Genomic DNA, 24,359 nt, shown 5'->3' on the forward strand with positions numbered 1-24,359 from the left:
CTCACGGTCCCGGCGCTGCGCCCGGGAAGAGGCTCTGATTTATCACAATCCGGCATGGCCTGAGCGAGGTCAAACTGGCCGCCAGACCATCGGAGCGGGCCGGCCAAAAGCGGGCCTGTGGAGCCATGAGCGTTGTCGAGATCCTGAAAGCCCTGCTGCCCGACCTGGAATCGCAGCACGAACGCGACGAACACTACCTGGAGGCGGCCGAAGACGACGCCGACCTCGAGCGCCGCCTGCACGAGATCGAGGACCGCGGCCGCAACGTGCCGGCCCAGGCGATCACGCTGGGGCTGTACGAGCGCTGATCAGGACAGCCAGGTCGACACCGCCGCGGCGAGTGCCGCCGGGTCGGTGATCGCGACGAAGGCCAGCCCGGCGACCGCGCCGCCCAGGTGCGCGTCGTGGTTGACGCGGCCGAAGTCCTGGCGCGAAGCCCAGATCGTGTACGCCAGATAGCCCAGCGCGAACAGCGGCGCGGGCAGCGGCACCGGCAACGGGAAGACGTAGAGCGACCCGCTCGGGAAGTACAGGATCGAGGCGAACAGCACCGCCAGCACGGCGCCCGAGGCGCCGAGCGTGCGGTAGGCCGGCTCGCGCCGGTGCTGCAGCCAGGTGCCGAAGGCGCTGGCCGCGATGCCCACCGCGTACAGCGTGGCGAACGCGCCGCTGCCGATGCGCCGCTCCAGCATGAACGCGAACGCCCAGAAGGTGAACGTGTTGAACAGCAGGTGCGGCCAGTCGGCGTGCAGGAAGGCCGAGCTGACGACCGTGCCCCACTGGCCGCGGCGTGTCACCCAGAACGGGCGGAACAGGCCGCGTTCGAGCCAGTCCTCGCGCCACTTCAGCGCCACCGCGCTGGCGACGACGATGACGAGCAGCAGCAGCGTCGCGACCGGGGCGCCGAACATCGTGCCGGCGCTCAATCCCAGGGCGCGTCCGTGCTGGCCGTCGCGGCGGCCGGGGCACCGGGCGCCACGGCAGGCACCGGCAGCGGCGCCGGCGCGGCGTCGCCGCGCTCCTGCCAGCCGCCCAGCGCCTCGGCCAGGTCGGCGATCAGTTGCGACAGCTCGCCGGTGACCAGCGCGACGTCGCCGTCGAAGTCGCGGCCTTCACGCTGCGCCTGGGCCTCGGCCTGCTCGAGCACGCCGTCGAGCAGCTTGATGCGCTTGATGGCCATCGATTCCGCGAGCACGAAGGACACCCGGCCCTGCCAGGTCATCGCCAGCTGCGTCGGCAGCTTGCCGGCGCGGATGTGCTCGCCGATCTCGTCGAGCTCCAGCGTGTGGCGGGCGTAGCGCACCGCGGCCTTCTCGCTGTCGGGCTGCTTCAGTTCACAGTCGCGGTCGATCGTGAAGCCGGCCGGCGCTTCCTTGTCGGCCAGCCAGGCGGCCATCGCGGTGGCCGGCGCGAGCTGGGTCTGCGCCAGCCCGAGGCGAAAGCCCCGCCCATCAGCTCGACGAGGCGGGTGACGATGGCGTCGGCCTTCTTCGCGCCGGTGACGCCGAGCACGACGAGGCCGGCCTTCGGCGCGATCCAGACCATCGTCGCCGAGCGCTTGGGGAAGGCGCGCGGCAGCAGCTCGCGCACGATCTCCTCCTTCAGCTCCTTGGCGCGCTTGCCCTTGGGGCGGCGGCCGGTCTCCTGCTCGACGGCGTCGAGCCGGCGTTCGAGCTCGTCCTTGACGACGCCGCCGGGCACGGCCTTGGTCTCGGCGCGCAGCTTCAGGATGATCTGGCCGCCGACGCTCTCGGCCAGCGCGCCGTGGTTCTCGCCGCGCGGCTCGACGAAGCCCGAGGACTCGGGGTCGGTGGCGCCGCAGGGCAGGAAGCGGGCGCCGGCCAGACGGTCCTCGATCTCGGCGAGATCGGGCGCGTCCCAGTGTTCGATGCGGTAGACGAGGGCGTTCTTGAACATGCGGCGACAGAGGGGAGTCGGTCCCCGGCGAGCGGGGAAACGGTCGAATCTAGCAGGTCGGGCGACCGCGCCGCACGCCGGCGGGTCGCCGGGATAATCGCCCGGCGCCGCCGTGGCGCCTCGCCGACCGCCGAAGTGACGCCCGCCCCCGACCTCCCGCCGCCGCTGCCCGATCTCCAGGTTCCGATGCTCGACGCCGCCGTGCCGCGGCGCGGCCGCGCGCTGATGCTGCAGGGCTCCGCGTCCGACGTCGGCAAGAGCCTGCTCGTCGCCGGCCTGTGCCGCGCCTACGCGCGCCGCGGCCTCGCCGTGCGCCCGTTCAAGGCGCAGAACATGAGCAACAACGCCGCGGTGAGCGCCGACTCCGACCTGCCGCCCAACGCCGACGGCAGCCTGCCGCGCGGCGAGATCGGCCGCGCCCAGGCGCTGCAGGCGCGCGCCTGCGGCGTGCCGCCGTCGATCCACCACAACCCGGTGCTGCTGAAGCCCCAGTTCGGCGTCGGCTCGCAGGTCGTGCTGCGCGGGCGTGCGCTGGGCAACTGGCCGGCGCGCCACTATCACAACCTCAAGCCGCTGCTGATGCCGGCGGTGATGGACAGCTACCGCCGCGTCGCCGCCGAGGCGGATCTCGTGATCGTCGAAGGCGCCGGCGCCGGCACCGAGGTCTACCTGCGCCACTGCGACATCACCAACATGCGCCTGGCCGAGGACGCCGACCTGCCGGTGGTGCTGGTCACCGACAACGACCGCGGTGGCGCCATCGCCGCCGTCGTCGGCACCCACGTGCTGCACACGCCGGCCGAACGCGCGCGCATCGTCGGCTACGTCGTCAACAAGTTCCGCGGCCACTTCTCGCTCTACGAACCGGCCTGCCGGGTGATGAGCGAGCACACCGGCTGGCCGCTGCTGGGCGTGGTCGAGTGGTTCGACGCCGCGACACGCCTGCCGGCCGAGGACGCGCTGGCGCTGGAGCGTGCGCTGCCCGGCGGCAGCGCCGGCGTGAAGATCGTCGTTCCGCAGCTCGGCCGCACCGCCAACTTCGACGACCTCGACCCGCTGGCCGCCGAGCCCGGCGTCGCGCTGCACTGGCTGCTGCCCGGCGAGGCGCTGCCGGCCGACACCGACCTCGTGCTGCTGCCCGGCTCCAAGACCACGCGCGCCGACCTCGAGACGCTGCACCGCGAAGGCTGGGCCACCGACATCCTGGCCCACGTGCGCCGCGGCGGGCGGGTCGTCGGCCTGTGCGCCGGCTTCCAGATGCTGGGCCGCGTCGTGCGCGACCCCGACGGCCTCGAAGGCGCGCCCGGCGAGACGCCCGGCCTGGGCCTGCTCGACGTCGAGACCGTCATCACGCCCGACAAGCGCCTCGTCGAGGTCGACCGCCAAGACCGCGCCAGCGGCTGCCGCGTGCGCGGCTACGAGATGCACATGGGCCGCACCGCCGGCGACGGCCTGGCGCGGCCCTGGCTGCAGCTGGACGACGGCGCCGGCAGCACCACGCCCGAAGGCGCGGTCTCGGCCGATGGCCGCGTGATGGGCAGCTACGTGCACGGCCTGTTCGCCGCCGACGCTTTCCGGCGCCACTTCCTCGAACGCATCGGCGCCCAGCGCTCGGCGCTGGACTACGAGGCCCAGGTCGAGGCGACGCTCAACGCGCTGGCCGATCACGTCGAACGCGCGCTGGATCTGGACGCGCTGCTGGCGCTGGCGCGATGAACGACGCGCTGCCGTTCGACCCGGCGCCGGCCGCGCCGCGGCGCGCGCGACGGCTGATGGTGCAGGGCACCGGCTCGGACGTGGGAAAAAGCCTGCTCGTCGCCGGGCTGGCGCGCGCCTATGCACGCCGCGGCCTGGTGGTGCAGCCGTTCAAGGCGCAGAACATGAGCAACAACGCCGCCGTCGCCGGCGAGGCCGAAGGCGGCGGCAGCGGCGAGATCGGCCGCGCCCAGGCGCTGCAGGCGCGCGCCGCCGGCGTGCCGCGGTCGGTGCACCAGAACCCGGTGCTGCTCAAACCCGACAGCGACGTCGACGCCCAGGTCGTGCTGCGCGGGCGCGTGCTCGGGCGCTGGCCGGCGGCGGGTTACCAGGCGCTGAAACCGCGGCTGCTGCCGGCGGTGCTCGACAGCCTGGAGCGGCTGTCGCAGCAGGCCGATCTGGTGCTGATCGAAGGCGCCGGCTGCGGCGCCGAGGCTTATCTCAGGCCGCAGGACATCAGCAACATGGGCCTGGCCGAAGCCGCCGACCTGCCGGTGCTGCTGCTGGGCGACGAGTCGCGCGGCGGCGTCACGGCTGCAGCGATCGGGCACCACACGCTGTGGTCGGCGAGCGAACGTGCGCGGGTGGCCGGCGTGCTGGTCAACAAGTTCCGCGGCGACCCGGCGGTGTTCGCACCGGCCGCGGCGCAGATCGAGGCCGCCACCGGCTGGCCGGTGCGCGGCCTGGTGCGCTGGTTCGACGGTGCCGCGCGGCTGCCGCAGGAAGATTCGCTGGCGCTGGACGCCGCGGCCCGCCGCCGCGGCGGCGGCGGCCTCGTCGTCGCCGTGCTGCGCACGCCGCGCCTGGCCAACGCCGACGACCTGGACCCGCTGGCCGCCGAGCCCGGCGTCACGCTGCGCTGGGTGCAGCCGGGCGAGCCGATTCCGCGCGAGGCGCAGGTCGTCGTCATCGCCGGCTCCAAGTCGACACGCGCCGACCTCGCCTTCGTGCACGCCCAGGGCTGGACGCACGACCTGCACGCCCACGTGCGCCACGGCGGCCACGTCGTCGGCCTGTGCGCCGGCTTGCAGATGCTGGGCCACGTGGTGCACGACCCCGAGGGCCTGGAAGGCGAACCCGGCTCGACGCCCGGGCTGGGGCTGCTGGACCTGGAGACGACGATCACGCCGGCCAAGCGCCTGCTCGACGTCGACGCGCTGGACACCGCCAGCGGCGAGCGCGTGCGCGGCTACGAGATGCACATGGGCCGCAGCGAGGGCGCGGCGCTGTCACGCCCCTGGCTGCGGCTGGACGGCCGCGCCGAAGGCGCACAGTCGGCCGACGGCCGGGTCGCCGGCAGCTATCTGCACGGCCTGTTCGCCGCCGACGGCTGGCGCCGGCGCTGGCTGGCGGCCTTGGGCGTCACCGGCGGCGTCGACTACGACGCCCGTGTCGAGGCCCTGCTCGACGCCTACGCGGCCCAGCTCGAAGCCGACCTCGATCTGGACGCGCTGCTGGCGCTGGCGCGCTGAATCAGGCGCCGGTCGTCTCGTCGGGCAGCGCGTCTTCGGGCTGCTGCGGGTAGCGCCGCGTCTGCGGCAGGCCGCGCCAGTGCACCGGGCGCTCCAGCCACTTCTGGATGAAGTTCCAGGACTGGCGGTAGCCGTCGTGCGGCAGCGTGCAGGCCGAGCAGTCCTTGCGCGTCACGCCGTTGGCGCTGACGAAGACCTGGTAGTTGCCGGGGCACTCCAGCGCGCTCAGCGGGCAGTAGCAGAACAGGCAGTTGAACTCGCGCTTGACGCCCGGGTGGCAGGGGTAGAACGGGCAGTCGCTGTTCGTGAAGCCCTTGAAGGCTTCGTTGGTCGTCGTGTCCTTGGGCTGCATCGCGCGGGCTCCGTCGTGGAACGTCATGCTAACCAGCACCGCGCCGCCTTGCCTGACAAGGGGCTCGTATGATCGCCGGCCCTTGCCCGACGCCAGAACCTTGCATCCCGGACACGAACTGATCCTCGGCGGCCAGCGCAGCGGCAAGACGCGCCGCGCCGAGCAACTGGCCGCAGACTGGCTGGCCACGCCGGGCCACGAGGCCGTCGTCGTCGCCACCGCCACCGTCAGCGACGACGAGATGCGCAGGCGCATCGAGCGCCACCGCGCCGACCGCGCCGCGACGCTGGCGCGCGCCGGCTGCATCGAGGAGCCGCTGGCGCTGGCGGCGGTGATCGCCGCGCAGTCGGCGCCGCAGCGGCTGCTGGTCGTCGACTGCCTGACGCTGTGGCTGACGAATGCGCTGTGGCCGGCGATCGTCGGCCTGGACGCGCCGGCGCTGGACGACGCCGGTTTCGACGCCGCCTGCCGCGAGCTGTGCACGGCGCTGAACACCGCGCCCGGCCCGGTGGTGCTGGTCAGCAACGAGACCGGCCTGGGCCCGGTGCCGGCCGACGCCGCGACACGGCGCTGGCTCGACGCCTTGGGCCAGTTGCACCAGGCGGTGGCCGCGAGCTGTGCGCGTGTGACCCTGGTCGTCGCCGGTCAGGCGCTGGCCGTCAAGCGCTGACGGCCGGGCGCCCGCTCAGATCCGGAAGACCTCGACCGCCTCGCGCAGGCGGCGCGCCTGTTCCTTCAGGCTCTCGGCGGCGGCGCCGGACTCCTCGACGAGCGCGGCATTCTGCTGCGTCGCGCGGTCGAGTTCGGCGACCGCCTTGTTGACCTCGCCGATGCCGGTGGACTGCTCGTGCGCGGCGCCGGTGATCTCGGAGATCGTCGTCGACACGCGCGCCACGCTCTGCTCCAGCGCGGCCATCGCGTCGCCGGCGCTGGTCACCAGCGCGCTGCCGGCGTCGACCCGTTCGACCGACTCCTGGATCAGCGACTTGATCTCCTTGGCCGCCTGGGCGCTGCGCTGCGCCAGCGTGCGCACCTCGCCGGCCACGACCGCGAAACCGCGCCCCTGCTCGCCGGCGCGCGCCGCCTCGACGGCGGCGTTCAGCGCCAGGATGTTGGTCTGGAAGGCGATGCCGTCGATGACGTTGATGATCTCGGTGATGCGGCGCGAGCTGTCGTTGATCGCGCCCATCGTCTCGACGACCTTGCCGACGGCCTGGCTGCCGCTGACCGCCGACGACGCCGCCTGCTCGGACAGGTCATGCGCCTGACGCGCCGACTGGGCGGTGCTCTGCACCGTGCCGGTCAGCTCCTCCATCGCCGAGGCCGTCTGCTGCAGGTTGGACGCGGTCTGCTCGGTGCGCGCCGACAGGTCGGCGCTGCCGACGGCGATCTGCGAGGAGGCCGTGGAGATGCTGTCGATCGAACCGCGCACGCTGGCGATCGTCGAGCGCAGCGACTTGACGGTGGCGTCGAGCTCGGCCAGCAGGCTGTCCGGATGGGCGGCGTGCACGGCCACCGTCAGGTCGCCGGCGGCGACGGCCTTCATCGCCGCCATCGCCTGTTCGGGCTCGCCGCCGATCTGGCGCAGCACGACACGCGCGATCCAGAAGCCCGCGGCACCGAGCAGCAGGATCAGCGAGCCGGCCAGCGCCAGCGCCTTCAGCGCCGCGGCACGCACCTGCGCCGCGATGCCGTCCATGTACAGCCCCGAGCCGACCATCCAGTCCCAGCCCGGCACACGCTGCACGTACTGCAGCTTGGCCTGCGGCACGGTCTCGCCGGGCTTGGGGAACATCACCTCGACGAAGGTCCTGCCGTCGGGGCTGGCCTTGAGGCTGGCGATCATCGCGCCGATGACGTCGACGCCGTTGGCGTCGAGCACCTTGCCGTCCATGCGCTGGCCGGCCCATTCCGGCTTGCTCGGCACGAGTACGTTCACCGAGTCCAGCGTCCAGATGTAGAAGTAGTCCTTGCCGTCGGGGCCGAAACGCGAGTCGCGCAGCGCGTCGACGGCCGCCTTCTGGGCTTCGTCGACGCTCATCTTGCCGGCCTCGGCCTTGGCCCGGTAGGCGTCGACGATGGTGTAGGCCGACTGCACCGCCGCCACCAGCTCGCCCCGCCGCCCCTCGATCAACTGGTTGCGCAGCTGCCAGAACGACAGCGCCGACAGCAGGCCCATGCCGGCGACGGCGAGCACGATCAGGCCGACGATCTTCGAGCGGAATGACGAGAAGGGATTCAACGCGGGCTCCTGCAATGCGGGTCGAGCCGCGCCAGCGCGCGACGGAAACTGCGTTCAAGTTCGGCATCGCCCCCGATCTTCTTGAGGCTGCCCGGCACCGACCGCGGGGAAAAGAGTGAATTCGCTGGCATTCCGCCCGCGATCGGAGCGCCCACGCGGGCTGTCGGCCGGCCTTACAGAAGTTCCGCGTTGGCCACACGCCCGCTCATAACTCATTGACTGACAAAGGGTTGTGACACTGGCCCGCACTTTGCAGACGCCCGGGTTGCCCGGCACGAGCCGGATCTGGACCACACCACACCTGAGAAAGGTCAAGATGAACACGAGTCTCCGAACCCTGGCGCTCGCGGCAGCGGCAGGTCTGGCGATGGCGTCCGCCGGTGCCGCGACCGTCACGATCCCGCAGTCGGCGCTGAACGCCTCGCCGGGCGTCTACACCCCGGGCGGCTACTACACCGATGCCCTCGGCGCCAACATCGTCACCACCGGCGGCGGCAGCGCGGCCAACGTCGGCCAGGCCGACGGCCGCAACGACGACGGCTTCATGCAGCTGAACCTGGGCTTCGACTTCAGCTTCTTCGGCACGACGTACAACAGCCTGTACATCAACAACAACGGCAACGTCAGCTTCGGCGGCGGCATCTCGGCCTACGTCCCGAGCGGGCCGACCGGGGCCAACGCGCCGGTGATCTCGCCGTACTTCGGCGACGTCGACACGCGCGGCGAGAACTCCGGCGTCGTGCACTACAAGCTCTCGGCCAACGAGCTGGTGGTCACCTGGGACAACGTCGGCCGCTTCGCCGGCAGAGACGACCTGCTGAACTCGTTCCAGCTCGTGCTGCGCTCGGACGCGTTCGCGGTCCCCGTCGGCGAAGGCAAGATCGGCTTCTTCTACGAGCAGATGCTCTGGGAAGTCACCGACACCAGCCAGGTCGCGGCGGTGGGCTTCGGCGACGGCCAGGGCAACGCCGAGGTGCTGCAGGGCTCGACGCAGGCCGGCCTGTTCCGGGCGCTGAACAACAAGTACATCTGGTTCGACGCCAACCTCGACGTCGTCGACCCCAACGACGTGCCGGAGCCGACGACGCTGGCGCTGGCGCTGGCGGCGCTGGGCGCCGCGGGCTTCTCGGCGCGCCGCCGCAAGAGCTGAACGGCGCAGCAGAAGGCAAAGGGGCACCTCGGTGCCCCTTTCTTCTTGAGCCGGGCCGGCATCGATCCCGGATCACGCGGCGCCGGCCCGCGGCCTGCAGCTCAGGCCGGCGGCGGCAGCCGCGCCAGCGTGCCCCGGCGCAGCGACTCCGGACGCTCGCGCCACGGGATCTGCCCGTCGGGCAGCGCCTGGTGGCGCGCCGCGGCGGCCAGCAGGTCGGCGGCGCTGGCCGCGTCGGCCTGCAGGTCGCCGAAGACGTAGCTGGTCTTGCCCGGCGCCTGCAGCGCGGCACTGCAGCCGCGGCCGCAGGCCGACAGGCAGGCGACGGCGCGCACACGCGGCGCATCCGGTGTCTGGGCGGCCAGCGCCTGCACGGCATCCAGCAGTTGCTGGCCGGCGGCGACACCGTCACGCGGCGCGCCCGGCGGGCGGCAGGTGTGGCAGACCAGCAGTTCGGTGGTGGCGCTCATCGTCGTTCTCCTTGGATCTGGTGGGCCGGCACGCAGCGCGCGCCCCAGCGTTCGGCCCAGGCGGCGCAGCGGCCGATCGCCACCGGGCCGTCGTCGTGGTCGACGACGACGACCTGGGCCGCGGCACGCGGCGCCGGCGGCTCGCCCGGGCAGCGGCCGTCGCTCAGCAGCCAGAGCCAGGCGCCGGGATGGCGCTGCAGCACCGGCTCGGCGGCGGCCAGCGCCTGCGCCAGCGGCGTGTCGCCACCGCCGCCCAGCGGCGGCAGGCGCACGGCGGCGGCGCGCCGCGCCGGGCCGGGCGCGATCAGCCACTGCAGCCCGGCGCCGCCGAAGGCCAGCAGGCCGAGATCGTCGCCGTGGCGTGCAGCCTGCGCGACCAGCCAGGCGGCGACACCTTTGGCGCGCGCCAGCCGGCCGCCGCGGCGCATCGAGCCCGAGGTGTCGAGCAGCACCAGGTGGCAGCGCGGCGGCGGCGCGGCGGCGGCACGCCGGCGCAGATGCGCGGGGGCCAGCGGCTGCGGGCCTTTGGCGACCAGCGTGCGCACCCAGTCGGGTGCACCGCCGCTCGTGGCCGCGGCGCCGGCCAGGCGGCCGCCGGGCGCGGGAAGCGGCCACCGCGGCAGGCCGGCGTGCCGGCCCGGGCCGCGGCGGCCTAGGCTTTTGGGCGCCAGGCGCCGGGCAGCGAGGCCGGCTCGAAACCCGCCGGCTGCGGCGGCAGCGCGCCCCAGTCGCCGTCGCCGGCGTTGTCCGGCGCAGGCGGCTGTGGCGGCGGTTCCGGGCGCGCGGCCGGCGGCGGTGCCGGCGTGCGGCGGCGGTGCACCAGCGCGTCGTCGGCGACGGCGTCGACATCCTGGACACGCACGGCGTCGCGGCCGTCCAGCGCCGCCAGCGCACGTGCGGCACGCAGCATCACGAGGTCGGCGCGCAGGCCGTCGACGCCGGCGGCGTGCGCCAGGTCGGCGGCGCGCGCCAGCGCGGCGTCGCCGAGCTCGACCGCATCCAGCCGCGCGCGCGCGGTGGCGATCGCACGCGCCAGCGCGGCGTCGTGCACGGCGTGTTGGGCCTGCACACGCTGCGGGTCGCGGTCGAAGGCCAGACGGGCGCGCAGGATCGCCTGGCGCGCGCCGACGTCGGCCGGGTTGGCGATCGTCACCGACAGGCCGAAGCGGTCCAGCAACTGCGGCCGCAGCTCGCCTTCCTCGGGGTTCATCGTGCCGACGAGCACGAAACGCGAGGCGTGGCGCTCGGAGATGCCGTCGCGCTCGACCGTGTGCACGCCGCTGGCGGCGGCGTCGAGCAGCGCGTCGACCAGCGCGTCGGGCAGCAGGTTGACCTCGTCGACGTAGAGCACGCCGCCGTGGGCACGCGCCAGCAGGCCGGGTTTGAAACGCAAGCGGCCGTCGCGCAGCGCGTCCTCGACGTCCAGCGTGCCGACCAGCTGCTCCAGGCTGGCCGCCAGCGGCAGCGTGACGAAGGGCGCGCCGGGCAGCAGCGCCGCCAGCGCGCGTGCCGCGGTCGACTTGGCGGTGCCGCGCGGGCCGCTGATCAGCACGCCGCCCAGGCTTTCGTCGACGGCGGCCAGCAGCAGCGCCTGCTGCAGCCGCGGCTGGCCGACGAGGGCGCTGAACGGGTAGGCGGGGAGTTCGGATGGGGCGGTCATGCGTTGTCTTCCAGGCGCTGCTCCAGCGCCAGCAGGTGCGCGGCGATGCGCTCGCGTTCGGCCCCGGGCTCGCGCCACAGGCCACGCTGCATCGCTTCCAGCAGGCGCTCGCCGACGGCGCGCAGCGCCTCGGGGTTGTGGCGCAGCAGGAACTCGCGTGTCGTCTCGTCGTGCAGATAGGCGTCGGCGACCAAGGCGTACTGGTGGTCCTCGACCAGCCCGGTGGTGGCCGAAAACGCGAACAGGAAGTCCACCGTCGCCGCGATCTCGAACGCACCCTTGTAGCCGTGGCGGCGGATGCCTTCGAGCCACTTCGGGTTCACGGCGCGGGCGCGCAGCACACGCGCGATCTCCTCGCGCAGCGACCGCACCCGCGGCGCGCCGGGCACGCTCAGGTCGCCGTGGTAAAGCGCCGGCGCGTGGCCGCGCAGCGCCTCGACGGCGGCCGCCATGCCGCCCTGGAACTGGTAGTAGTCGTCGGAGTCGAGCAGGTCGTGCTCGTGGTTGTCCTGGTTGTGCGCCACCAGGTCCAGGCCGCGCAGCCGGGTCTCGAGCGTGGCACGCGCCGCCTCGCCGTCGCGGCCGCCGCCGTAGGCGTAGGCGCCGGCGCGCAGATAGGCCTCGGCCAGGTCGCCCCGGCCCTGCCAGCGCCGGCCGGCGATCAGCTCCTGCAGCCCGGCGCCGTAGCCGCCGGGGCGCGGGCCGAAGACACGCCCGCTGGCCTGGCGCAGCGCGGCCTCCTCGTCCAGCCCAGCCTGGCGCGCGGCCAGCGCCTCGCGCTGCACGCGCGCGCGCACCGGGTTCTCGTCGTCGCTCTCGTCTTCGGCCGGCACCGCGGCGACGGCGCGCACCGCGGCGTCGAAGAGCTCGATCAGGTTCGGGAAGGCGTCGCGGAAGAAACCCGAGACGCGCAGCGTGACGTCGATGCGCGGCCGGCCGAGCACCGCCACCGGCAGCAGCTCGACGTCGAGCACACGGCCGCTGCCGGCGGCCCACTTGGGCCGCGCGCCGAGCAGCGCCAGAGCCTGGGCCAGGTCTTCGCCGCCCGAGCGCATCGTGCTCGTGCCCCAGACCGACAGGCCGACCGTGGCCGGCAGCGCGCCGTGATCCTGCAGATGGCGTTCGACCAGGCGCTCGGCGGCGGCGCGCCCGGTGGTCCAGGCGGCGACGGTGGGCACGGCCCGTGTGTCGACGGCGTAGAAGTTGCGCCCGGTCGGCAAGGTGTCGGCGCGCCCGCGCGACGGCGCGCCGCTGGGGCCGGGCGGCACGACGCGGCCGGCCAGGCCGCGCAGCAGCTGGCGCATCTCCTCGGCGCCGCAGGCGTCCAGCCGCGGCGCCAGCACGTCGCGCAGCGTGGCCAGCACCGGCGCCGTCTGCGGCCAGGCGGCGGCGTCGGCGGCCGGCGCGTCAGGCTGCAGCGCGTGGGCTTCGAGCAGGCGTTCGGCCAGCAGCTCCAGGCGTTCGCGTGTGTGGCCGGCGTGGCGCCAGGGTGTGTCGGCCAGCGACAGCAGCAGCGCCGGGCGCGCGCCGGTCCAGGGCCGGGCCCAGTCGGGCGCCAGCGGGTCGAAGTCCAGCGCCAGGTCGGCGGCCAGCGTGCGCAGCAGGCTGGCGTCGCCCGGCGTCGCGCCGCGCTCGAAACGCGCCAGCGCCGCAGCGTGTCGCGCCGCGCCCGGCCTGCGGGCGAGCGGCCGAAGACGTGCAGGCCGTCGCGGATCTGCGCTTCCTTCAGCTCGCAGAGAAAGGCGTCGAGGCGGCGCAGCAGCGCCTCGCGCTGGCCGTCGTCCTCGGGCGCGTCGAAGCCCAGTTCGCGGTGCAGCCCGGCGCCGATCACCTGGCCCAGCAGCACCTGGCGCAGCCGGCGCGCGCGCGGCGGGTCCAGCGCCAGCGCCTCGTAGTACTCGTCCATCGTGCGTTCGATGTCGAGCAGCGCGCCGTAGGACTCGGCACGCGTCAGCGGCGGCATCAGGTGGTCGACGATGACCGCCTGCGTGCGGCGCTTGGCCTGGCAGCCTTCGCCGGGGTCGTTGACGATGAACGGGTACAGGTGCGGCATCGGGCCGAGCAGCAGGTCGGGCCAGCAGGCTTCGCCGAGCGCGACGCTCTTGCCCGGCAGCCACTCCAGGTTGCCGTGTTTGCCGACGTGCACGACGGCGTCGGCCGCCCAGTGGCGGCGCAGCCAGAAATAGAACGCCAGGTAGGCGTGCGGCGGCACGAGGTCGGCGTCGTGATAACGCGCCAGCAGGTCGGGCCCGCGCGAACGCGCCGGCTGGATGCCGACGAAGACGCGCCCCAGGCGCAGCCCCGGGATCATGAAGCGCCCGGCGCGTTGCATCGGGTCGGCCTCGGGCGCGCCCCAGAGCGCGAGCACGGCGTCGCGGCAGACGGCCGGCAGGCGCTCGAACTCGGCACGGTAGTCGGCCAGCGCCAGGCTCTGCGCCGCCGGGCGCGCGTCGTTAGCCTCGATGTCGTTGGTGACGCCGGCGGCCAGCGTCTGCATCAGCGCCTCGCTGTCGGGCGGCAAGGCGCCGACGCCGTAACCCGCCTCGTGCAGCGCCCGCAGGATCAGCCGCGTCGAGGCCGGCGTGTCCAGGCCGACGCCGTTGGCCAGGCGGGCGTCGTCGTTCGGGTAGTTGGCCAGCACCAGCGCCAGGCGCTGGTCGGCCGGCGGCACGTGGCGCAGCCGGCACCAGCGCCACGCCAGCTCGGCGACGAACGCCATGCGCCCGGGTTCGGGCTGGTAGCGCACGACGTCGATCTCGGTGCGCTCGCAGCGCCAGGCCACGCCCTTGAAGCTGATCGCACGCGTCGCGATGCGGCCGTCGACCTCGGGCAGCACGACCTGCATCGCCAGGTCGCGCGGCGCCAGGCCGTGCGGGTCTTCGGCCCAGCGTTCGCGGGTGCTGCCGGCCAGCAGCAGCTGCAGCACCGGCGCGTCGCCGGCCAGCGGCTCGAAACCGGCGCCGGCGCCGCCGAGCGCAAACGCCGTCGCGTTGAGCACGACGTCGACCGCGTGGCGCGCCGCCAGCGCGCGCAGCAGCGCCAGGCTCTCGGCGTTCTTCAGCGTGTCGACGGCCAGCGCCAGCGGCTCCAGCCCGGCCGCGGCCAGCGCCGCGAGCTGGGCGTCGAAGACCGCCGTGTTGCCGGACTGCAGATGCGCCCGGTAGAAGACCAGCAGCGCCACCGGCGCGCCGGCCGGGCGCGCCGGCCAGGCGGCGGCGTCGCGCGGCACATAAGGGAGCGCGCAGGGCAGCGGCTCGGGCGGCGCCGGGCGTTCGCCGCGGCCGAAGGCGGCGTGCGCGATCAGCGCGAAGAAGGCCTCGGCCTGCGCCGGCCCGCCGTCGCGCAGGCAGCGCCAGAGCAGGCGGCAGTCGTCGGCCGCGGCGGTGGAGCGCGCCAGCAGCTGCGGGTCTTCGCCGAAGTCGCCCGAGAACAGCGCCAGCCACTGGCCGCGCCGACGCGCGGTGCGCCCGGCCTGCTCGACGAGGTAGGCCCAGTCGGCTGCGTTGCCGAGGTGGTCGACGACGACCGCACGCGCGTGCTGCAGCACCTCGTCGACGTAGAGGTCCACCGAGGCTGGCTGGCGCAGCGCCATCAGGTTGGCCAGGCGGACGCTCGGAAAGCCGGCCGGCAGCGCCGCGGCGGTGTCGGCCAGCAGCGCCAGCGTGCTGTCGGCGGCGCTGAGCACGACGATCTCGCCCGGCGTCTGCGCCAGGCGCACGACGCCGCGGCCCTCGTCGTCGACGAGGCCGGCGGCGCGTGTCGACAGCAGGTGCATCAGCCGGCGGCCAGCGCCTGCTGCAGCTCGGCCTGCAGCACGGCCGCGTCGAGCCCGGCGCCGATCAGCACCAGGCGCGAGACACGTGCCTCGCCCGCGCGCCAGGCACGGTCGAAGTGGCTGCCCAGGCGCGCGCCGACGCCTTGCACGACGAGGCGCATCGCCGCGCCCGGCAGCGCGACGAAACCCTTGGCGCGGTAGATCTCGTGGCGCGCGACGAGCGCGGCCAGCGCCTGCAGCAGGCGCTCGCGGTCCGTCACCTCGACAGCCAGCGAGACCGAGTCGAACTCGTCGTGGTCATGGTCCTCTTCTTCGTCGTGGTGCGTGTGGCGGCCGTCGATCGTGTCCTCGACGGCGCGGCCCAGGCCCAGCAGCACGTCAGGCGCGAGGCGGCCGTGCTGCGCGGCGAGCAGCTTGACGGCCGCCGGCGCACCGGCGCGCACCTGGGCCTCGACGGCCGCCAGCGTCGCGGCGTCGAGCGCGTCGGTCTTGTTCAGCACGACGAGGTCGGCGGTGGCGAGCTGGTCCTCGAACAGTTCGGCCAGCGGCGACTCGTGGTCGAGGTTGTCGTCGGCGCGGCGCTGCAGGTCGACGGCCTGCGGGTCGTCGGCGAAACGGCCCTCGGCCACCGCCGGCGCGTCGACGACGGTGACGACGGCGTCGACCGTGAAGGCGTGGCGCAGCGTCGGCCACTGGAAGGCCTGCACCAGCGGCTTGGGCAGCGCCAGGCCCGAGGTCTCGATGACGAGGTGGTCGATGCGCTCGCGGCGCTCGGCCAGGCGCTCCATCACCGGCGCGAACTCCTCCTGCACCGTGCAGCACAGGCAGCCGTTGGCCAGTTCGACGAGGTTGCCGTCGTCGCGGCCTTCTTCGTCGCAGCCGATGCCGCAGCCGCGCAGCAGTTCGCCGTCGATGCCGAGTTCGCCGAACTCGTTGACGATGACGGCGATGCGGCGGCCGCCGGCGTTCGTCAGCAGGTGGCGCAGCAGCGTCGTCTTGCCGGCGCCGAGGAAGCCGGTGACGATGGTCGCGGGGATCTTGTGCATGGGTTCAGTCCTCGATGCCGCGCTGTGCAGGCACGCCGGCGTCGTAGTGGTGTTTCAGTTTGGTCATCTCGGTGACGGTGTCGGCGGCTTCGATGAGCTCCGGCGGCGCGCCGCGCCCGGTCAGCAGCACGTGGACCTGCGGCGGGCGCGCGCGCAGGCAGGCCAGCAACTCGTCCAGCGGGATCCAGCCGTAGCGCAGCGGCGCCATCACCTCGTCGAGCACGACGAGAAAGTGCTCGCCCGACAGCACCGTGTCGCGCACACGGTGCCAGCCGGCACGCGCCAGCTCGGCGGAGTGGCCCAGGTCGCGGCTCTTCCAGCTGAAGCCGTCGCCCAGGCCTTCGATCGGGATGCCCAGCTGCTCGAACAGCCGGTGCTCGCCGAAACGCGCCGAGGGCACTTTCATGAACTGGTAGACCTTCACCGCCTTGCCGCGGCCGTGGGCGCGCAGCGCCAGGCCGAAGGCGGCGGTGCTCTTGCCCTTGCCCGGCCCGGTGTGCACGATCACCAGCCCCCGGCGTTCGCCCTGAGGGCGCGGTTTGTCGCGATCGAACGGGGGCGTTTCGATCTGCATGGTGCCGTCCGTCAGGCGGCGGCGGTGAGCCGCTCGTCCAGGCAGGCGCGCGCCCAGCCGGCTTCGCGCCAGCGGCGCACGGCGCGCACGATCAGCAGCGTGAACACCGGCTCCAGCGCCACCAGCACGAGGTAGGACGAAGCGAAACGCGCCCAGTCGGCCAGCGGCGTCGCTTCCTGGCCGATGGCCAGCCAGAAGCCGACCATCGCCGTGACGCCGGCGTAGTAGGCGGCGTCCAGACGCAGCACGGTGGCGACACGCGCCTCGCTGACCTGCGCGGCCGACAGGCGGCGGCCGATGCCGAAGTGCACGGCGGTCAGCGGCACGACCAGCGACAGCGTGTTCACCGCCAGGTGCAGCAGGTCCTGCGGCTCGAACAGCAAGCCTTGCAGCGCGAGGCCGAGCGCGAAGCCGAACAGCGTCGGCAGGTAACCCAGCAGCAGGTAGATCGGCATCGCGCCGATGAAGTGCAGCTCCGACGGGCCGACGGCCATGTGGAAGGACTGCATGAACAGCGAGAAGAAGACCGCCGCGAGCAGCGTGCGCAGCCACAGCGCCGGGCGCTTGGCGAGTGCCGGCAGGTGCGCCAGCAGCACGCCGCCGGCGGCGACGTTGGCGGCGAGGATCTTGGTCTGGGCGAGGACGCCGGGTTCGATGTGCATCGGGTGCTCCTGGGTCGAGACGGCGCGACGACGGCGGCCCGCCGCCGCACGACGGCTCGGGCGCGGCGACACGGCACGCGCTGGGAAGGGACGGCTCGGAAAACGTGAGACGGGTTCGGCGCGCCCGGCCGCTTCCCCGCGGCTGGCGCTACACGGCGCGCCGCTCGCGCGGGCACGCCACCTCGTTGGCCGGTATCCGGGCTGGCGGACCTGTCCGTGACGCCTTCCCGGTGGCGACGCTGGCGCGCCGCCGTCCCAGTGGCCGTGTCACGGGCCGGAAGAGCCGGCACGAAGCCGTCTTTCCGTCCGCTTACCGTTGCGGGGGCAGCTCAGGTTGGGGCTCGCGCCGTGACGGCCTCGCCCTTCCTGATTCCCGTTGAACTGCCTCGGCGGAAAGCCTCGGCGAGCACCAACGCGGCGCATGATACAGGTCAGGTCTCGCGGCGGGGCCGCCGGCGGCGCTGGTTATGATGCCGGCCGTTGGTGCTCGCGCCCACCCTCCGGTGGATGCAGTTCAACGGGAATCAGGGAGGGGCCTCGTGCCCCCAACCTGAGCTGCCCCCGCAACGGTAAGCGGACGGGGCCTCACCGGCCCCAGCTCGTGTCGAAGCCACTGGGAGTCGTCTCCTGGGAAGGACACACGGGTCGTCTCCGCCAGCCCGGATACCGGCCAACGAGGTGGCGTGCCGCGCGAGCGGCAGGCCGTAAGGCGCCAGGCTGCGGGGAAGCGGCCAGGGCGCGTACGCCGGTATTCCCATGTCTTCCAACGCGCCGGAACTCCGGCCCGACGCCGCCACGCCCTGCGCCTGGGGCGAGGCCGAAGCCGCGTTCTACGCGCACACCATCGTGCGCTCGGGTTACGCCCGCGCCGTGCTGCCGCTGCTGCCGCGCTCGCTGCCCGATCTGCTCGACATCGGTGCCGGCAGCGGCGTGCTCAGCCGCCGCATGCTCGCGCCCGGCGCGCGCTGGCACGCCGTCGAACCGCAGCCCGAGATGCAGCGCCGGCTGCTCGCGCGGCGACCGGCGCTGGCCGTGCGCGGCATCCGTCTGGAGCTGTCGCCCGTCGACTGGACGCAGCTCGAGCCCGCCGTCGCCGCCGACACGCTGCTGGCCGCGCACCTGCCGCCGGCGCAGCGTGAACCCGCCGCCTTCCACGACGCGATGGCCACACGCTGGCGCCGCTGCATGGCCTGGGTCGTGCCGGCGCAGGCCGGGCCGGCGACTTTCTGCCTGGCCGGCGTGCTGACGCCCGAACTGCACGGCGCCGACACGCGCCCGGTCGTCGAACGTGTGCTCGCCGCACTGGGCCCCACACGCGCGCCGCAGGCGCTGCACTTCGCCGACTGGCGCTACGAGGTGTGTTTCGAGTCGCTGGCCGCGGCCCAGGCGCACGTCTTCGAGCGCCTGCGTCTGCTGCCCGGCGACGAACGCCGGCCGCAGGTGCTGGCCCAGGTCGCCGCCTCGGCGCGGCCCGGCCGCCGCGGCCTGCGCCTGGGCTGCGCCAAACGCAGCGCGGTGCTGCTCTGGCACCGCGACTGACCCTGTTTCCCTCCCTCCAGAAGAAGAGACGATGAAGATGAAGCCACAGGAAAGATCACCGTCGCGCCACTGGCGCCCTGCCGTGCTGGCGCTGCTGCTGCCGGCCGCCGCCCAGGCCCAGAGCGAGGCCGTCGAGACGGTGCAGATCACCGCCGAGCGCCGCGTCGTCACCGCGACACGCGTCGCCGAAGACCCGCTGGATCTGCCGTTCAGCACCTACGCCGTCGGCCGCGACGAGATGGACGCCGTCGGCGCGCGCACGCTGGAAGACGCGCTGCGCGCGGTGCCCGGGCTGCAGCACGGCACCCAGGGCAACTACTTCACGCGGTTCGAGACCCGCGGCCTGCGCGACACCCAGGACGTGCTGGTGCTGATCGACGGCGTGCCGCTGCGCCTGCTGCAGGGCAACGCCGACCTGACGCTGGTCGCGCCCGACCTGCTGGAGCGCATCGAGTTCATCAAGGGCCCGGCTTCGGCGCTGTACGGCCGCAACGCGATCGGCGGCGTCGTGCAGATGTTCATCGAACCCGAGGCCGAAGGCGGCAGCGCGCGCGCGACGCTGGGCAGCTTCGGCCGCCGCGACCTCGGCCTGCGCCAGCGCTGGGACGGCGAACGCGGCCATCTGTCGGTGGGCGCCGCCTACAGCCGCGTCGACGGCTTCCAGGACGGCACGCCGCGCGACCAGGCCACGGCCAGCGTCGGCGGCGAGCTGGCGATGACCCGCGACTGGGCCAGCAGCGTGCAGCTCTTTTCCAGCCAGGTGAACGCCAAACGCGGCTCGATCGTGCCGCTGAAGGACGGCCATCCGATGTTCGGCATAGCCCCGGAGGACAACTACGGCATCCCCGGCGCGCACGTCGACGGCGAGTACCTGAGCCTGGCCTGGCGCAACCGCGTGCGGCTGACGCCGGCGATCAGCTTCGAGCACCTGAGCAGCATGGCGCGCTACGACCGCCTGTTCCAGGGCGGCATCACCATCGTGCCGCCGCCGGCCGCCGTCACCAAGGGCTGGTCGGAGACCGACACCCAGGACCGCGGGCTGTTCCACGAGTTCACGCTGAACGCCAAGGCCGAACTCGGTGTGACACGGCACGCGCTGCAGCTCGGGCTGAACCTCGAGTCCGGCTGGCAGGACCAGGCCTCGCCGTCGTTCAGCGGCGCACCGACCTATCGCGGCCCCGACTACGACACGCCGGTCAGCAACGTCGGCAGCGATCCGCGCGGCATCCGCGGCCCGGTGACCGACTCGCGCTTCGACCAGCGCGTGCGCAGCCTGTACCTGCAGGACCGCATCGACATCGGCGCGCTGAGCCTCAGCGCCGGCCTGCGCCACGACCGCTTCGAGCAGACGCTGCAGCGCAGCGGCACCGCCGTGCAGGCGCGCCAGGAGGCCAGCCGCACCAGCCCGCGGCTGGGCGCCGACTGGCGCTACGCGGCCTCGGCGGCGAGCGAGAACGCGCTGTTCGCCAACTGGGCCGAAGGCTTCCGGCCGCAGGCCGTGGCGCTGAACACGCGCTCGGGTGTCGTCGTGCCGGCGCTGCTGCGCCCGGAAGTCACGCGCAGCGTCGAGATCGGCGCCAAGGGCCGCGCGCTCGACGACCGCTGGAGCTACCAGGTGGCGCTGTTCCAGGCCGACAAGACCGACGGCCAGCGATCGTTTCGCACCGGGCCCGACAGCTTCATCTTCACCAATGCCAGCTCGCGCGTGCGCGGGCTGGAGACGCTGCTGCGCGCGCGGCTGTCGGCGGCCTGGTCGGGTTACGCCCACTACACCTGGCAGGACGCGCGGCTGCGCGACTTCCCGACCTATGACAGCGCCGGCAACCCGGGGCCGAACTACGCCGGCAACCGCATGCGCATGTCGGCGCGCCTCATCGCCGGCGCCGGCCTCGCCTGGTCGCAAGGCGACTGGCAGTGGACGGGCAGCGCCAACCACGTCGGCCGCCGTCCGCTGCGCGACAACATCGAGCACTCGCAGATCCTGCCGTCGTACACGCTGCTGGCGACGGCCGTCACCTGGCAGGCGACGCCGCGGCTGTCGGTGCAGGCCGGCGTCGACAACCTCGCCGACGTCGAGTACATCGCCGACGACTTCTCGTCGCAGGAAGCAGGCTGCTTCGGCACACCGCGCAGCCTGTTCCTGCGGCTGAAGGCGCAGTGGTGAGCGGGCCCTCGTCGCCCGCGCGGCGTGCGCTGCTGGCCGGCGCGGCGTTGTGCTGCGCCGGGCGCGAGGCGGCAGCCGCAGGCACCTGGCCGCGCAGCGTCACCGACGCGCTGGGGCGAACCCTGCGGCTGGCGGCGCCGCCACAGCGCATCGTCGCGATCTTCCCGAGCAACATCGAGATCGTCTTCGCGCTGGGACTGGAAGCGCGCGTCGCGGCGATCGGTGGGCGCGTGCGATATCCCGAGGCAGCGCTGGCCAAACCGTCGGTCGGCGGCGCGCTGGGTTATTCGCCCGAGGCGCTGGCGGCGCTGAAGCCCGACCTGATCGTGCTGACGCCGTCGCACGGCAGCGCGCTGGGCCTCGTCGAACCCTTCGAACGCGCCGGCGTCGCGGTGCTGGTGCTGGCGCACCCGGACCTGGCGGCGGTGCGGCGCAACATCGACCTCGTCGGCCGCGCCACCGGCAGCGAAGCCGCCGCGGCGGCGCTGCTGACGCGTTTCGACGACTCGCTGGCGGCCATCCGCCAGGCCTGGCAGGGCCGGCCGCAGCCGAGCGTGTACCTGGAGACCGCGGCCGCCGCACGCGGCGCCTACCAGACCGTCGGCCGCGGGCACTACGCCGACGACGCGCTGGCCTGCGCCGGCGGGCGCAACGTCTTTACCGACCTGGCCGGCGCGCAGCAGGTCAGCGCCGAGGCGGTGCTGCTGCGTGACCCGGAGGTCATCGTCTCGCTGCAGGCGGTGCCGAAGCCAGCCGAGGAGATCGCGGCGCGGCCCGGTTGGTCGCGGCTGCGCGCGGTGCGCGAAGGGCGCGTCGTCGTGCTGCCGCGCAGCCACTTCCTGATCCCCGGGCCGCGTCAGGCCGAGGCCGTGCTGGCCTACGCGCGTGCGCTGCATCCGCAGGCTTTCGGAGCGGCGGCATGAGGGCGCGGCAGGCGATGCCGCTGCTGGCCGCGGCGCTGCTGGTGGCGCTGGTGCTGGCGCTCAGCGGCGGCGCGGCCTGGGTGGCGCCGGCGCAGTGGCTGGGCGGCGACGGGCTGATGCACGACCTGGTCTGGGTCTGGCGCGCGCCGCGTGTCGCGGCGGCGTTTTTCGTCGGCGCCTGCCTGGCGCTGGCCGGGCTGCTGTTCCAGGGCGTGTTCCGCAACCCGCTGGCCGAGCCCTATCTGCTGGGCAGCGCCTCGGGCGCCGCGGTGGGCGCGGCCGTCGCGCTGCTGCTGCCGCAGTGGCTGCCGCCGGGCTGGTCGCTGCCGCTGCTGGCGTTCGCCGGCGCCTGGGGCGCGAGCTGGCTGGTGCTGGCCGTCGGCCGCTGGCAGCCGGCACGGCTGCTGCTGGCCGGCGTCGCGCTGGCGGCCATTCTGTCGGCGCTGCGCGGGCTGCTGCTGATGCTCTTCGGCGACGAGTCGACCAATCTGCGCGCGCTGATCTCCTGGCAGTTGGGCGGTGTGCAGACGCCGACCGCAGCGCAGTGCGCGGCCTTCGTGCCGCTGCTGGTGCTGCTGGCCGCCGGCGCCCGGCGGCTGGCTTTCGGGCTGGACGCGCTCGGCCTGGGCGAACAGGCGGCACACGGCATGGGCGTGCGCGTGCCGCGGCTGGTCGCGCAGGCGGTACTGCTGGCGGCGCTGGCCACGGCGCTGGCGGTCTGCTGGGGCGGGCTGATCGGCTTCGTCGGCCTCGTGGTGCCGCATCTGCTGCGCTGGTGGCTGGGGCCGCTGCACGGCCGGCTGGTGCCGGCCTGCGTGCTCGCCGGGGGCACGGCGATGGTGCTGGTGGACCTGATCGCCCGCGCGGCGCTGGCACCCAGCGAGATCCCGGCCGGGCTGCTGACGGCACTGGTCGGCGGGCCATTCTTCCTGGGCCTGCTGCTGAGACGGCGGGAGTGACGATGGACACGACGACATCGCCGGCCCTGGCGACGCACGGGCTGGAAGTGCGAGCCGGCGCGCGCACGCTGCTGCTCGGCATCACCGCGTCGTGGCCGGCGCGCGGCCTGTTCGCGCTGGTCGGCGCCAACGGCGCCGGCAAGAGCACGCTGCTGCAGGCCTTGATCGGCCTGCGCCCGGCACACGCCGGCGAGGTGCGCCTGCTCGGCCGCCCGCTGGCCGCCTGGAAGCCGCGCGCGCTGGCCCAGGCCATCGGCTACCTGCCGCAGCAGACGCACAGCCACTGGGACCTGACGGTCGAGGAGTTGCTGCAGCTGGCGCAGGCGCCGCCGGACGCGGCGCTGATCGAGGCCTGCGAACTCGGGCCGCTGATGCGGCGCCGGCTGCACACGCTGTCCGGCGGCGAGGCGGCGCGCGCCGCGCTGGCGCGCGCGATCGCGCACCGCCCGCCGCTGCTGCTGGCCGACGAGCCGGCCGCGCACCTGGACCTGCCGCACCAGCACCAGCTGATGCGCCTGCTGCGCGCCTGCGCCGCCGACGCCGCCGTCCTGGTGGTGCTGCACGACCTGCACCTGGCGGCACGCTACTGCGACCACGTGACGCTGCTGGCAGGCGGCCGCGTGCTGGCCGCCGGCCATCCGGACGAGGTGCTGAGCAGCGCTTCGCTGAGCCAGGCCTACGGCAGCGCCGTGGCGCGCTGCGACCTGGGCCGCCAGAGCTTCTTCACGGCCGAGAGCTGAAGCGGGTCGCGGAAAAGACAAAGGGCCCGGCTTCTTACGAAACCGGGCCCTCGAATCTTGGAGCGGGATAAGAGGCTCGAACTCTCGACCTATACCTTGGCAAGGTATCGCTCTACCAACTGAGCTAATCCCGCTTGGTGGCCTGGGGCGGAATCGAACCACCGACACGCGGATTTTCAATCCGCTGCTCTACCAACTGAGCTACCAGGCCAAGAGCCCGCGACTATAGCACAGGTTTCAGGAAACGCCACGCTTGTTGCGCGTGAGATCGACACCCAGCTGCTTGAGCTTGCGATACAGGTGGGTGCGCTCGAGGCCGGTCTTCTCGGCCACGCGCGTCATCGAGCCGCCTTCCTTGGCGAGGTGGAACTCGAAGTAGCTCTTCTCGAACGCGTCGCGCGCCTCGCGCAGCGGGCGGTCGAGATCGAAGCTCTGCTCGGGGCGCGGCCCCGGGGGCACCGCCGGCACCGGCGCAGCCGCGACACCGGTGGACACCAGGGCCGGGCTGCCGTTGAGGAACGGCCTCGACGCCGGAAGCGGCTCGCGGGCACCGCCCGGCGCGACGCCGGCCGCGGCCAGGCGCTGGCCCGGGCGCACCAGCGCCTGCTCGACGGCGCGCAGCAGCTTCTGCAGCGTGATCGGCTTCTCGAGGAAGGCGACGGCCCCGTGTTTGGTGGCCTCGACCGCGGTGTCGATCGTGCCGTGGCCGCTCATCATGATGACCGGCATCGTCAGCAGACCACTCGTGCCCCACTCCTTGAGCAGCGAGATGCCGTCGACGTCGGGCATCCAGATGTCCAGCAGCACGAGGTCGGGGCGCAAGGCCTCGCGCACCTGGCGTGCCTGAGCCGCGTTTTCCGCCAGCTCGACCGTGTGGCCTTCGTCGCTGAGGATCTCCGAGAGCAGGGCGCGAATGCCCAGCTCATCGTCCACTACCAGAATCGTTGCCATGCGCTGAG

Annotated in this window: 22 protein-coding genes, 2 tRNA genes, 1 pseudogene and 2 riboswitches; of the genes and pseudogenes, 10 read left to right on the forward strand and 15 right to left on the reverse strand. The window is 73.7% G+C overall.

Annotated features, from left to right (window positions below):
- The first annotated feature begins 125 nt into the window (after positions 1-125).
- The gene (locus tag LOC65_RS06880; RefSeq protein ID WP_009858481.1) at positions 126-308 is read left to right on the forward strand and encodes a DUF3563 family protein; all 183 of its coding nucleotides are present in this window, start codon (positions 126-128) and stop codon (positions 306-308) included.
- On the opposite strand, the gene LOC65_RS06885 is transcribed toward LOC65_RS06880, so the two are convergent.
- From LOC65_RS06885 to LOC65_RS19345, 3 genes are read right to left on the reverse strand one after another with little or no spacing between them, the layout of a single operon-like run.
- A complete protein-coding gene (locus LOC65_RS06885) occupies positions 309-911 on the reverse strand; it encodes a rhomboid family intramembrane serine protease (protein ID WP_230247022.1) in 603 nt (200 codons plus the stop codon).
- 11 nt (positions 912-922) lie between these two features.
- A complete protein-coding gene (gene rdgC / locus LOC65_RS19340) occupies positions 923-1,396 on the reverse strand; it encodes a recombination-associated protein RdgC (protein ID WP_255718800.1) in 474 nt (157 codons plus the stop codon).
- The gene (locus LOC65_RS19345; protein WP_255718801.1) at positions 1,330-1,917 is read right to left on the reverse strand and encodes a recombination-associated protein RdgC; all 588 of its coding nucleotides are present in this window, start codon (positions 1,915-1,917) and stop codon (positions 1,330-1,332) included. Before LOC65_RS19345 ends, rdgC begins: the two co-directional genes overlap by 67 nt.
- A gap of 186 nt (positions 1,918-2,103) precedes the next feature.
- Here LOC65_RS19345 and LOC65_RS06895 point away from each other — a divergent pair, with 186 nt between their 5' ends.
- Both LOC65_RS06895 and LOC65_RS06900 read left to right on the forward strand, forming a co-directional pair.
- Positions 2,104-3,633, forward strand: coding sequence for a cobyric acid synthase (locus LOC65_RS06895; protein ID WP_405048242.1), 1,530 nt, complete (start codon positions 2,104-2,106; stop codon positions 3,631-3,633).
- Complete coding sequence (locus tag LOC65_RS06900) at positions 3,630-5,144, forward strand: cobyric acid synthase (RefSeq protein WP_230247024.1); 1,515 nt, start codon at positions 3,630-3,632, stop codon at positions 5,142-5,144. Before LOC65_RS06895 ends, LOC65_RS06900 begins: the two co-directional genes overlap by 4 nt.
- A gap of 1 nt (position 5,145) precedes the next feature.
- Here the strand turns inward: LOC65_RS06900 and LOC65_RS06905 are convergent, their stop codons facing one another.
- Positions 5,146-5,496, reverse strand: a complete 351-nt coding sequence (locus LOC65_RS06905) for a cysteine-rich small domain-containing protein (protein ID WP_230247025.1) — start codon at positions 5,494-5,496, stop codon at positions 5,146-5,148.
- A gap of 82 nt (positions 5,497-5,578) precedes the next feature.
- On the opposite strand from LOC65_RS06905, the gene LOC65_RS06910 reads away from it, so the two are divergent.
- On the forward strand, positions 5,579-6,166 hold the full coding sequence (locus LOC65_RS06910) for a bifunctional adenosylcobinamide kinase/adenosylcobinamide-phosphate guanylyltransferase (protein WP_230247026.1): 588 nt from the start codon (positions 5,579-5,581) through the stop codon (positions 6,164-6,166).
- A gap of 15 nt (positions 6,167-6,181) precedes the next feature.
- Here LOC65_RS06910 and LOC65_RS06915 read toward each other — a convergent pair whose 3' ends face one another.
- On the reverse strand, positions 6,182-7,738 hold the full coding sequence (locus tag LOC65_RS06915; RefSeq protein WP_230247027.1) for a methyl-accepting chemotaxis protein: 1,557 nt from the start codon (positions 7,736-7,738) through the stop codon (positions 6,182-6,184).
- 316 nt (positions 7,739-8,054) lie between these two features.
- Between LOC65_RS06915 and LOC65_RS06920 the strand changes: the two genes are divergently transcribed.
- Positions 8,055-8,888: a nidogen-like domain-containing protein gene (locus tag LOC65_RS06920; protein WP_029718859.1), complete on the forward strand. Its 834-nt coding sequence runs from the start codon at positions 8,055-8,057 to the stop codon at positions 8,886-8,888.
- A 101-nt stretch (positions 8,889-8,989) separates the two neighbouring features.
- Here LOC65_RS06920 and LOC65_RS06925 read toward each other — a convergent pair whose 3' ends face one another.
- The 7 genes and pseudogenes from LOC65_RS06925 to LOC65_RS06955 form a co-directional block, all read right to left on the reverse strand.
- The gene (locus LOC65_RS06925; RefSeq protein ID WP_009858490.1) at positions 8,990-9,358 is read right to left on the reverse strand and encodes a DUF1636 domain-containing protein; all 369 of its coding nucleotides are present in this window, start codon (positions 9,356-9,358) and stop codon (positions 8,990-8,992) included.
- Positions 9,355-9,903, reverse strand: coding sequence for a VWA domain-containing protein (locus LOC65_RS06930; protein ID WP_230247028.1), 549 nt, complete (start codon positions 9,901-9,903; stop codon positions 9,355-9,357). Before LOC65_RS06930 ends, LOC65_RS06925 begins: the two co-directional genes overlap by 4 nt.
- 107 nt (positions 9,904-10,010) lie before the next feature.
- Positions 10,011-11,018 (reverse strand): ATP-binding protein, encoded by a 1,008-nt coding sequence (locus LOC65_RS06935; RefSeq protein ID WP_230247029.1) that lies wholly within the window; start codon positions 11,016-11,018, stop codon positions 10,011-10,013.
- A pseudogene (gene cobN, locus LOC65_RS06940) lies at positions 11,015-14,793 on the reverse strand (cobaltochelatase subunit CobN). Before cobN ends, LOC65_RS06935 begins: the two are co-directional and overlap by 4 nt.
- Positions 14,793-15,839, reverse strand: coding sequence for a cobalamin biosynthesis protein CobW (gene cobW / locus LOC65_RS06945; protein ID WP_230247030.1), 1,047 nt, complete (start codon positions 15,837-15,839; stop codon positions 14,793-14,795). The pseudogene cobN and the gene cobW overlap by 1 nt, the downstream one beginning before the upstream one ends.
- Before the next feature lie 4 nt (positions 15,840-15,843).
- Positions 15,844-16,413 (reverse strand): cob(I)yrinic acid a,c-diamide adenosyltransferase, encoded by a 570-nt coding sequence (gene cobO, locus LOC65_RS06950; protein WP_230247031.1) that lies wholly within the window; start codon positions 16,411-16,413, stop codon positions 15,844-15,846.
- A gap of 11 nt (positions 16,414-16,424) precedes the next feature.
- On the reverse strand, positions 16,425-17,075 hold the full coding sequence (locus tag LOC65_RS06955; RefSeq protein WP_230247032.1) for an energy-coupling factor ABC transporter permease: 651 nt from the start codon (positions 17,073-17,075) through the stop codon (positions 16,425-16,427).
- Positions 17,076-17,244: 169 nt separating this feature from the next.
- Positions 17,245-17,504: riboswitch (cobalamin riboswitch) on the reverse strand.
- Between the two features lie 35 nt (positions 17,505-17,539).
- A riboswitch (cobalamin riboswitch) is annotated at positions 17,540-17,765 on the forward strand.
- Between the two features lie 66 nt (positions 17,766-17,831).
- Between LOC65_RS06955 and LOC65_RS06960 the strand changes: the two genes are divergently transcribed.
- Genes LOC65_RS06960 through LOC65_RS06980 form a run of 5 tightly spaced genes read left to right on the forward strand, consistent with a single transcriptional unit; the run spans position 17,832 to position 23,400 of the window.
- Complete coding sequence (locus tag LOC65_RS06960) at positions 17,832-18,614, forward strand: class I SAM-dependent methyltransferase (RefSeq protein ID WP_230247033.1); 783 nt, start codon at positions 17,832-17,834, stop codon at positions 18,612-18,614.
- Positions 18,615-18,645: 31 nt separating this feature from the next.
- Positions 18,646-20,778, forward strand: a complete 2,133-nt coding sequence (locus tag LOC65_RS06965; protein WP_230247034.1) for a TonB-dependent receptor — start codon at positions 18,646-18,648, stop codon at positions 20,776-20,778.
- A complete protein-coding gene (locus LOC65_RS06970; protein WP_230247035.1) occupies positions 20,775-21,701 on the forward strand; it encodes an ABC transporter substrate-binding protein in 927 nt (308 codons plus the stop codon). Before LOC65_RS06965 ends, LOC65_RS06970 begins: the two co-directional genes overlap by 4 nt.
- Positions 21,698-22,660 (forward strand): iron ABC transporter permease, encoded by a 963-nt coding sequence (locus LOC65_RS06975; protein ID WP_230247036.1) that lies wholly within the window; start codon positions 21,698-21,700, stop codon positions 22,658-22,660. Before LOC65_RS06970 ends, LOC65_RS06975 begins: the two co-directional genes overlap by 4 nt.
- A gap of 2 nt (positions 22,661-22,662) precedes the next feature.
- On the forward strand, positions 22,663-23,400 hold the full coding sequence (locus tag LOC65_RS06980; RefSeq protein WP_230247037.1) for an ABC transporter ATP-binding protein: 738 nt from the start codon (positions 22,663-22,665) through the stop codon (positions 23,398-23,400).
- A gap of 58 nt (positions 23,401-23,458) precedes the next feature.
- Here the strand turns inward: LOC65_RS06980 and LOC65_RS06985 are convergent.
- The 3 genes from LOC65_RS06985 to LOC65_RS06995 form a co-directional block, all read right to left on the reverse strand.
- Positions 23,459-23,534, reverse strand: a tRNA-Gly gene (locus LOC65_RS06985).
- 1 nt (position 23,535) lies between these two features.
- Positions 23,536-23,611, reverse strand: a tRNA-Phe gene (locus LOC65_RS06990).
- 26 nt (positions 23,612-23,637) lie between these two features.
- Positions 23,638-24,351: a response regulator gene (locus tag LOC65_RS06995; RefSeq protein WP_029718855.1), complete on the reverse strand. Its 714-nt coding sequence runs from the start codon at positions 24,349-24,351 to the stop codon at positions 23,638-23,640.
- Between the last annotated feature and the right edge of the window lie 8 nt (positions 24,352-24,359).

The sequence above is a fragment of the Rubrivivax sp. JA1055 genome (assembly GCF_020966565.1).
In the GTDB taxonomy this organism is placed as follows: domain Bacteria; phylum Pseudomonadota; class Gammaproteobacteria; order Burkholderiales; family Burkholderiaceae_C; genus Rubrivivax; species Rubrivivax benzoatilyticus.

What these genes read in the sequence shown, in the direction of transcription:
- LOC65_RS06980 (WP_230247037.1), top strand. Translation starts at nt 22,663, where the DNA reads ATGGACACGACGACATCGCCGGCCCTGGCGACGCACGGGCTGGAAGTG.
- LOC65_RS06885 (WP_230247022.1), bottom strand. Translation starts at nt 911, where the DNA reads ATGTTCGGCGCCCCGGTCGCGACGCTGCTGCTGCTCGTCATCGTCGTC.
- LOC65_RS06935 (WP_230247029.1), bottom strand. Translation starts at nt 11,018, where the DNA reads ATGACCGCCCCATCCGAACTCCCCGCCTACCCGTTCAGCGCCCTCGTC.
- LOC65_RS06880 (WP_009858481.1), top strand. Translation starts at nt 126, where the DNA reads ATGAGCGTTGTCGAGATCCTGAAAGCCCTGCTGCCCGACCTGGAATCG.
- LOC65_RS06955 (WP_230247032.1), bottom strand. Translation starts at nt 17,075, where the DNA reads ATGCACATCGAACCCGGCGTCCTCGCCCAGACCAAGATCCTCGCCGCC.
- LOC65_RS06905 (WP_230247025.1), bottom strand. Translation starts at nt 5,496, where the DNA reads ATGCAGCCCAAGGACACGACGACCAACGAAGCCTTCAAGGGCTTCACG.
- LOC65_RS06895 (WP_405048242.1), top strand. Translation starts at nt 2,104, where the DNA reads ATGCTCGACGCCGCCGTGCCGCGGCGCGGCCGCGCGCTGATGCTGCAG.
- rdgC (WP_255718800.1), bottom strand. Translation starts at nt 1,396, where the DNA reads ATGGCCGCCTGGCTGGCCGACAAGGAAGCGCCGGCCGGCTTCACGATC.
- cobW (WP_230247030.1), bottom strand. Translation starts at nt 15,839, where the DNA reads ATGCACAAGATCCCCGCGACCATCGTCACCGGCTTCCTCGGCGCCGGC.
- LOC65_RS06920 (WP_029718859.1), top strand. Translation starts at nt 8,055, where the DNA reads ATGAACACGAGTCTCCGAACCCTGGCGCTCGCGGCAGCGGCAGGTCTG.
- LOC65_RS19345 (WP_255718801.1), bottom strand. Translation starts at nt 1,917, where the DNA reads ATGTTCAAGAACGCCCTCGTCTACCGCATCGAACACTGGGACGCGCCC.
- LOC65_RS06900 (WP_230247024.1), top strand. Translation starts at nt 3,630, where the DNA reads ATGAACGACGCGCTGCCGTTCGACCCGGCGCCGGCCGCGCCGCGGCGC.
- LOC65_RS06995 (WP_029718855.1), bottom strand. Translation starts at nt 24,351, where the DNA reads ATGGCAACGATTCTGGTAGTGGACGATGAGCTGGGCATTCGCGCCCTG.
- cobO (WP_230247031.1), bottom strand. Translation starts at nt 16,413, where the DNA reads ATGCAGATCGAAACGCCCCCGTTCGATCGCGACAAACCGCGCCCTCAG.
- LOC65_RS06925 (WP_009858490.1), bottom strand. Translation starts at nt 9,358, where the DNA reads ATGAGCGCCACCACCGAACTGCTGGTCTGCCACACCTGCCGCCCGCCG.
- LOC65_RS06975 (WP_230247036.1), top strand. Translation starts at nt 21,698, where the DNA reads ATGAGGGCGCGGCAGGCGATGCCGCTGCTGGCCGCGGCGCTGCTGGTG.
- LOC65_RS06960 (WP_230247033.1), top strand. Translation starts at nt 17,832, where the DNA reads ATGTCTTCCAACGCGCCGGAACTCCGGCCCGACGCCGCCACGCCCTGC.
- LOC65_RS06965 (WP_230247034.1), top strand. Translation starts at nt 18,646, where the DNA reads ATGAAGATGAAGCCACAGGAAAGATCACCGTCGCGCCACTGGCGCCCT.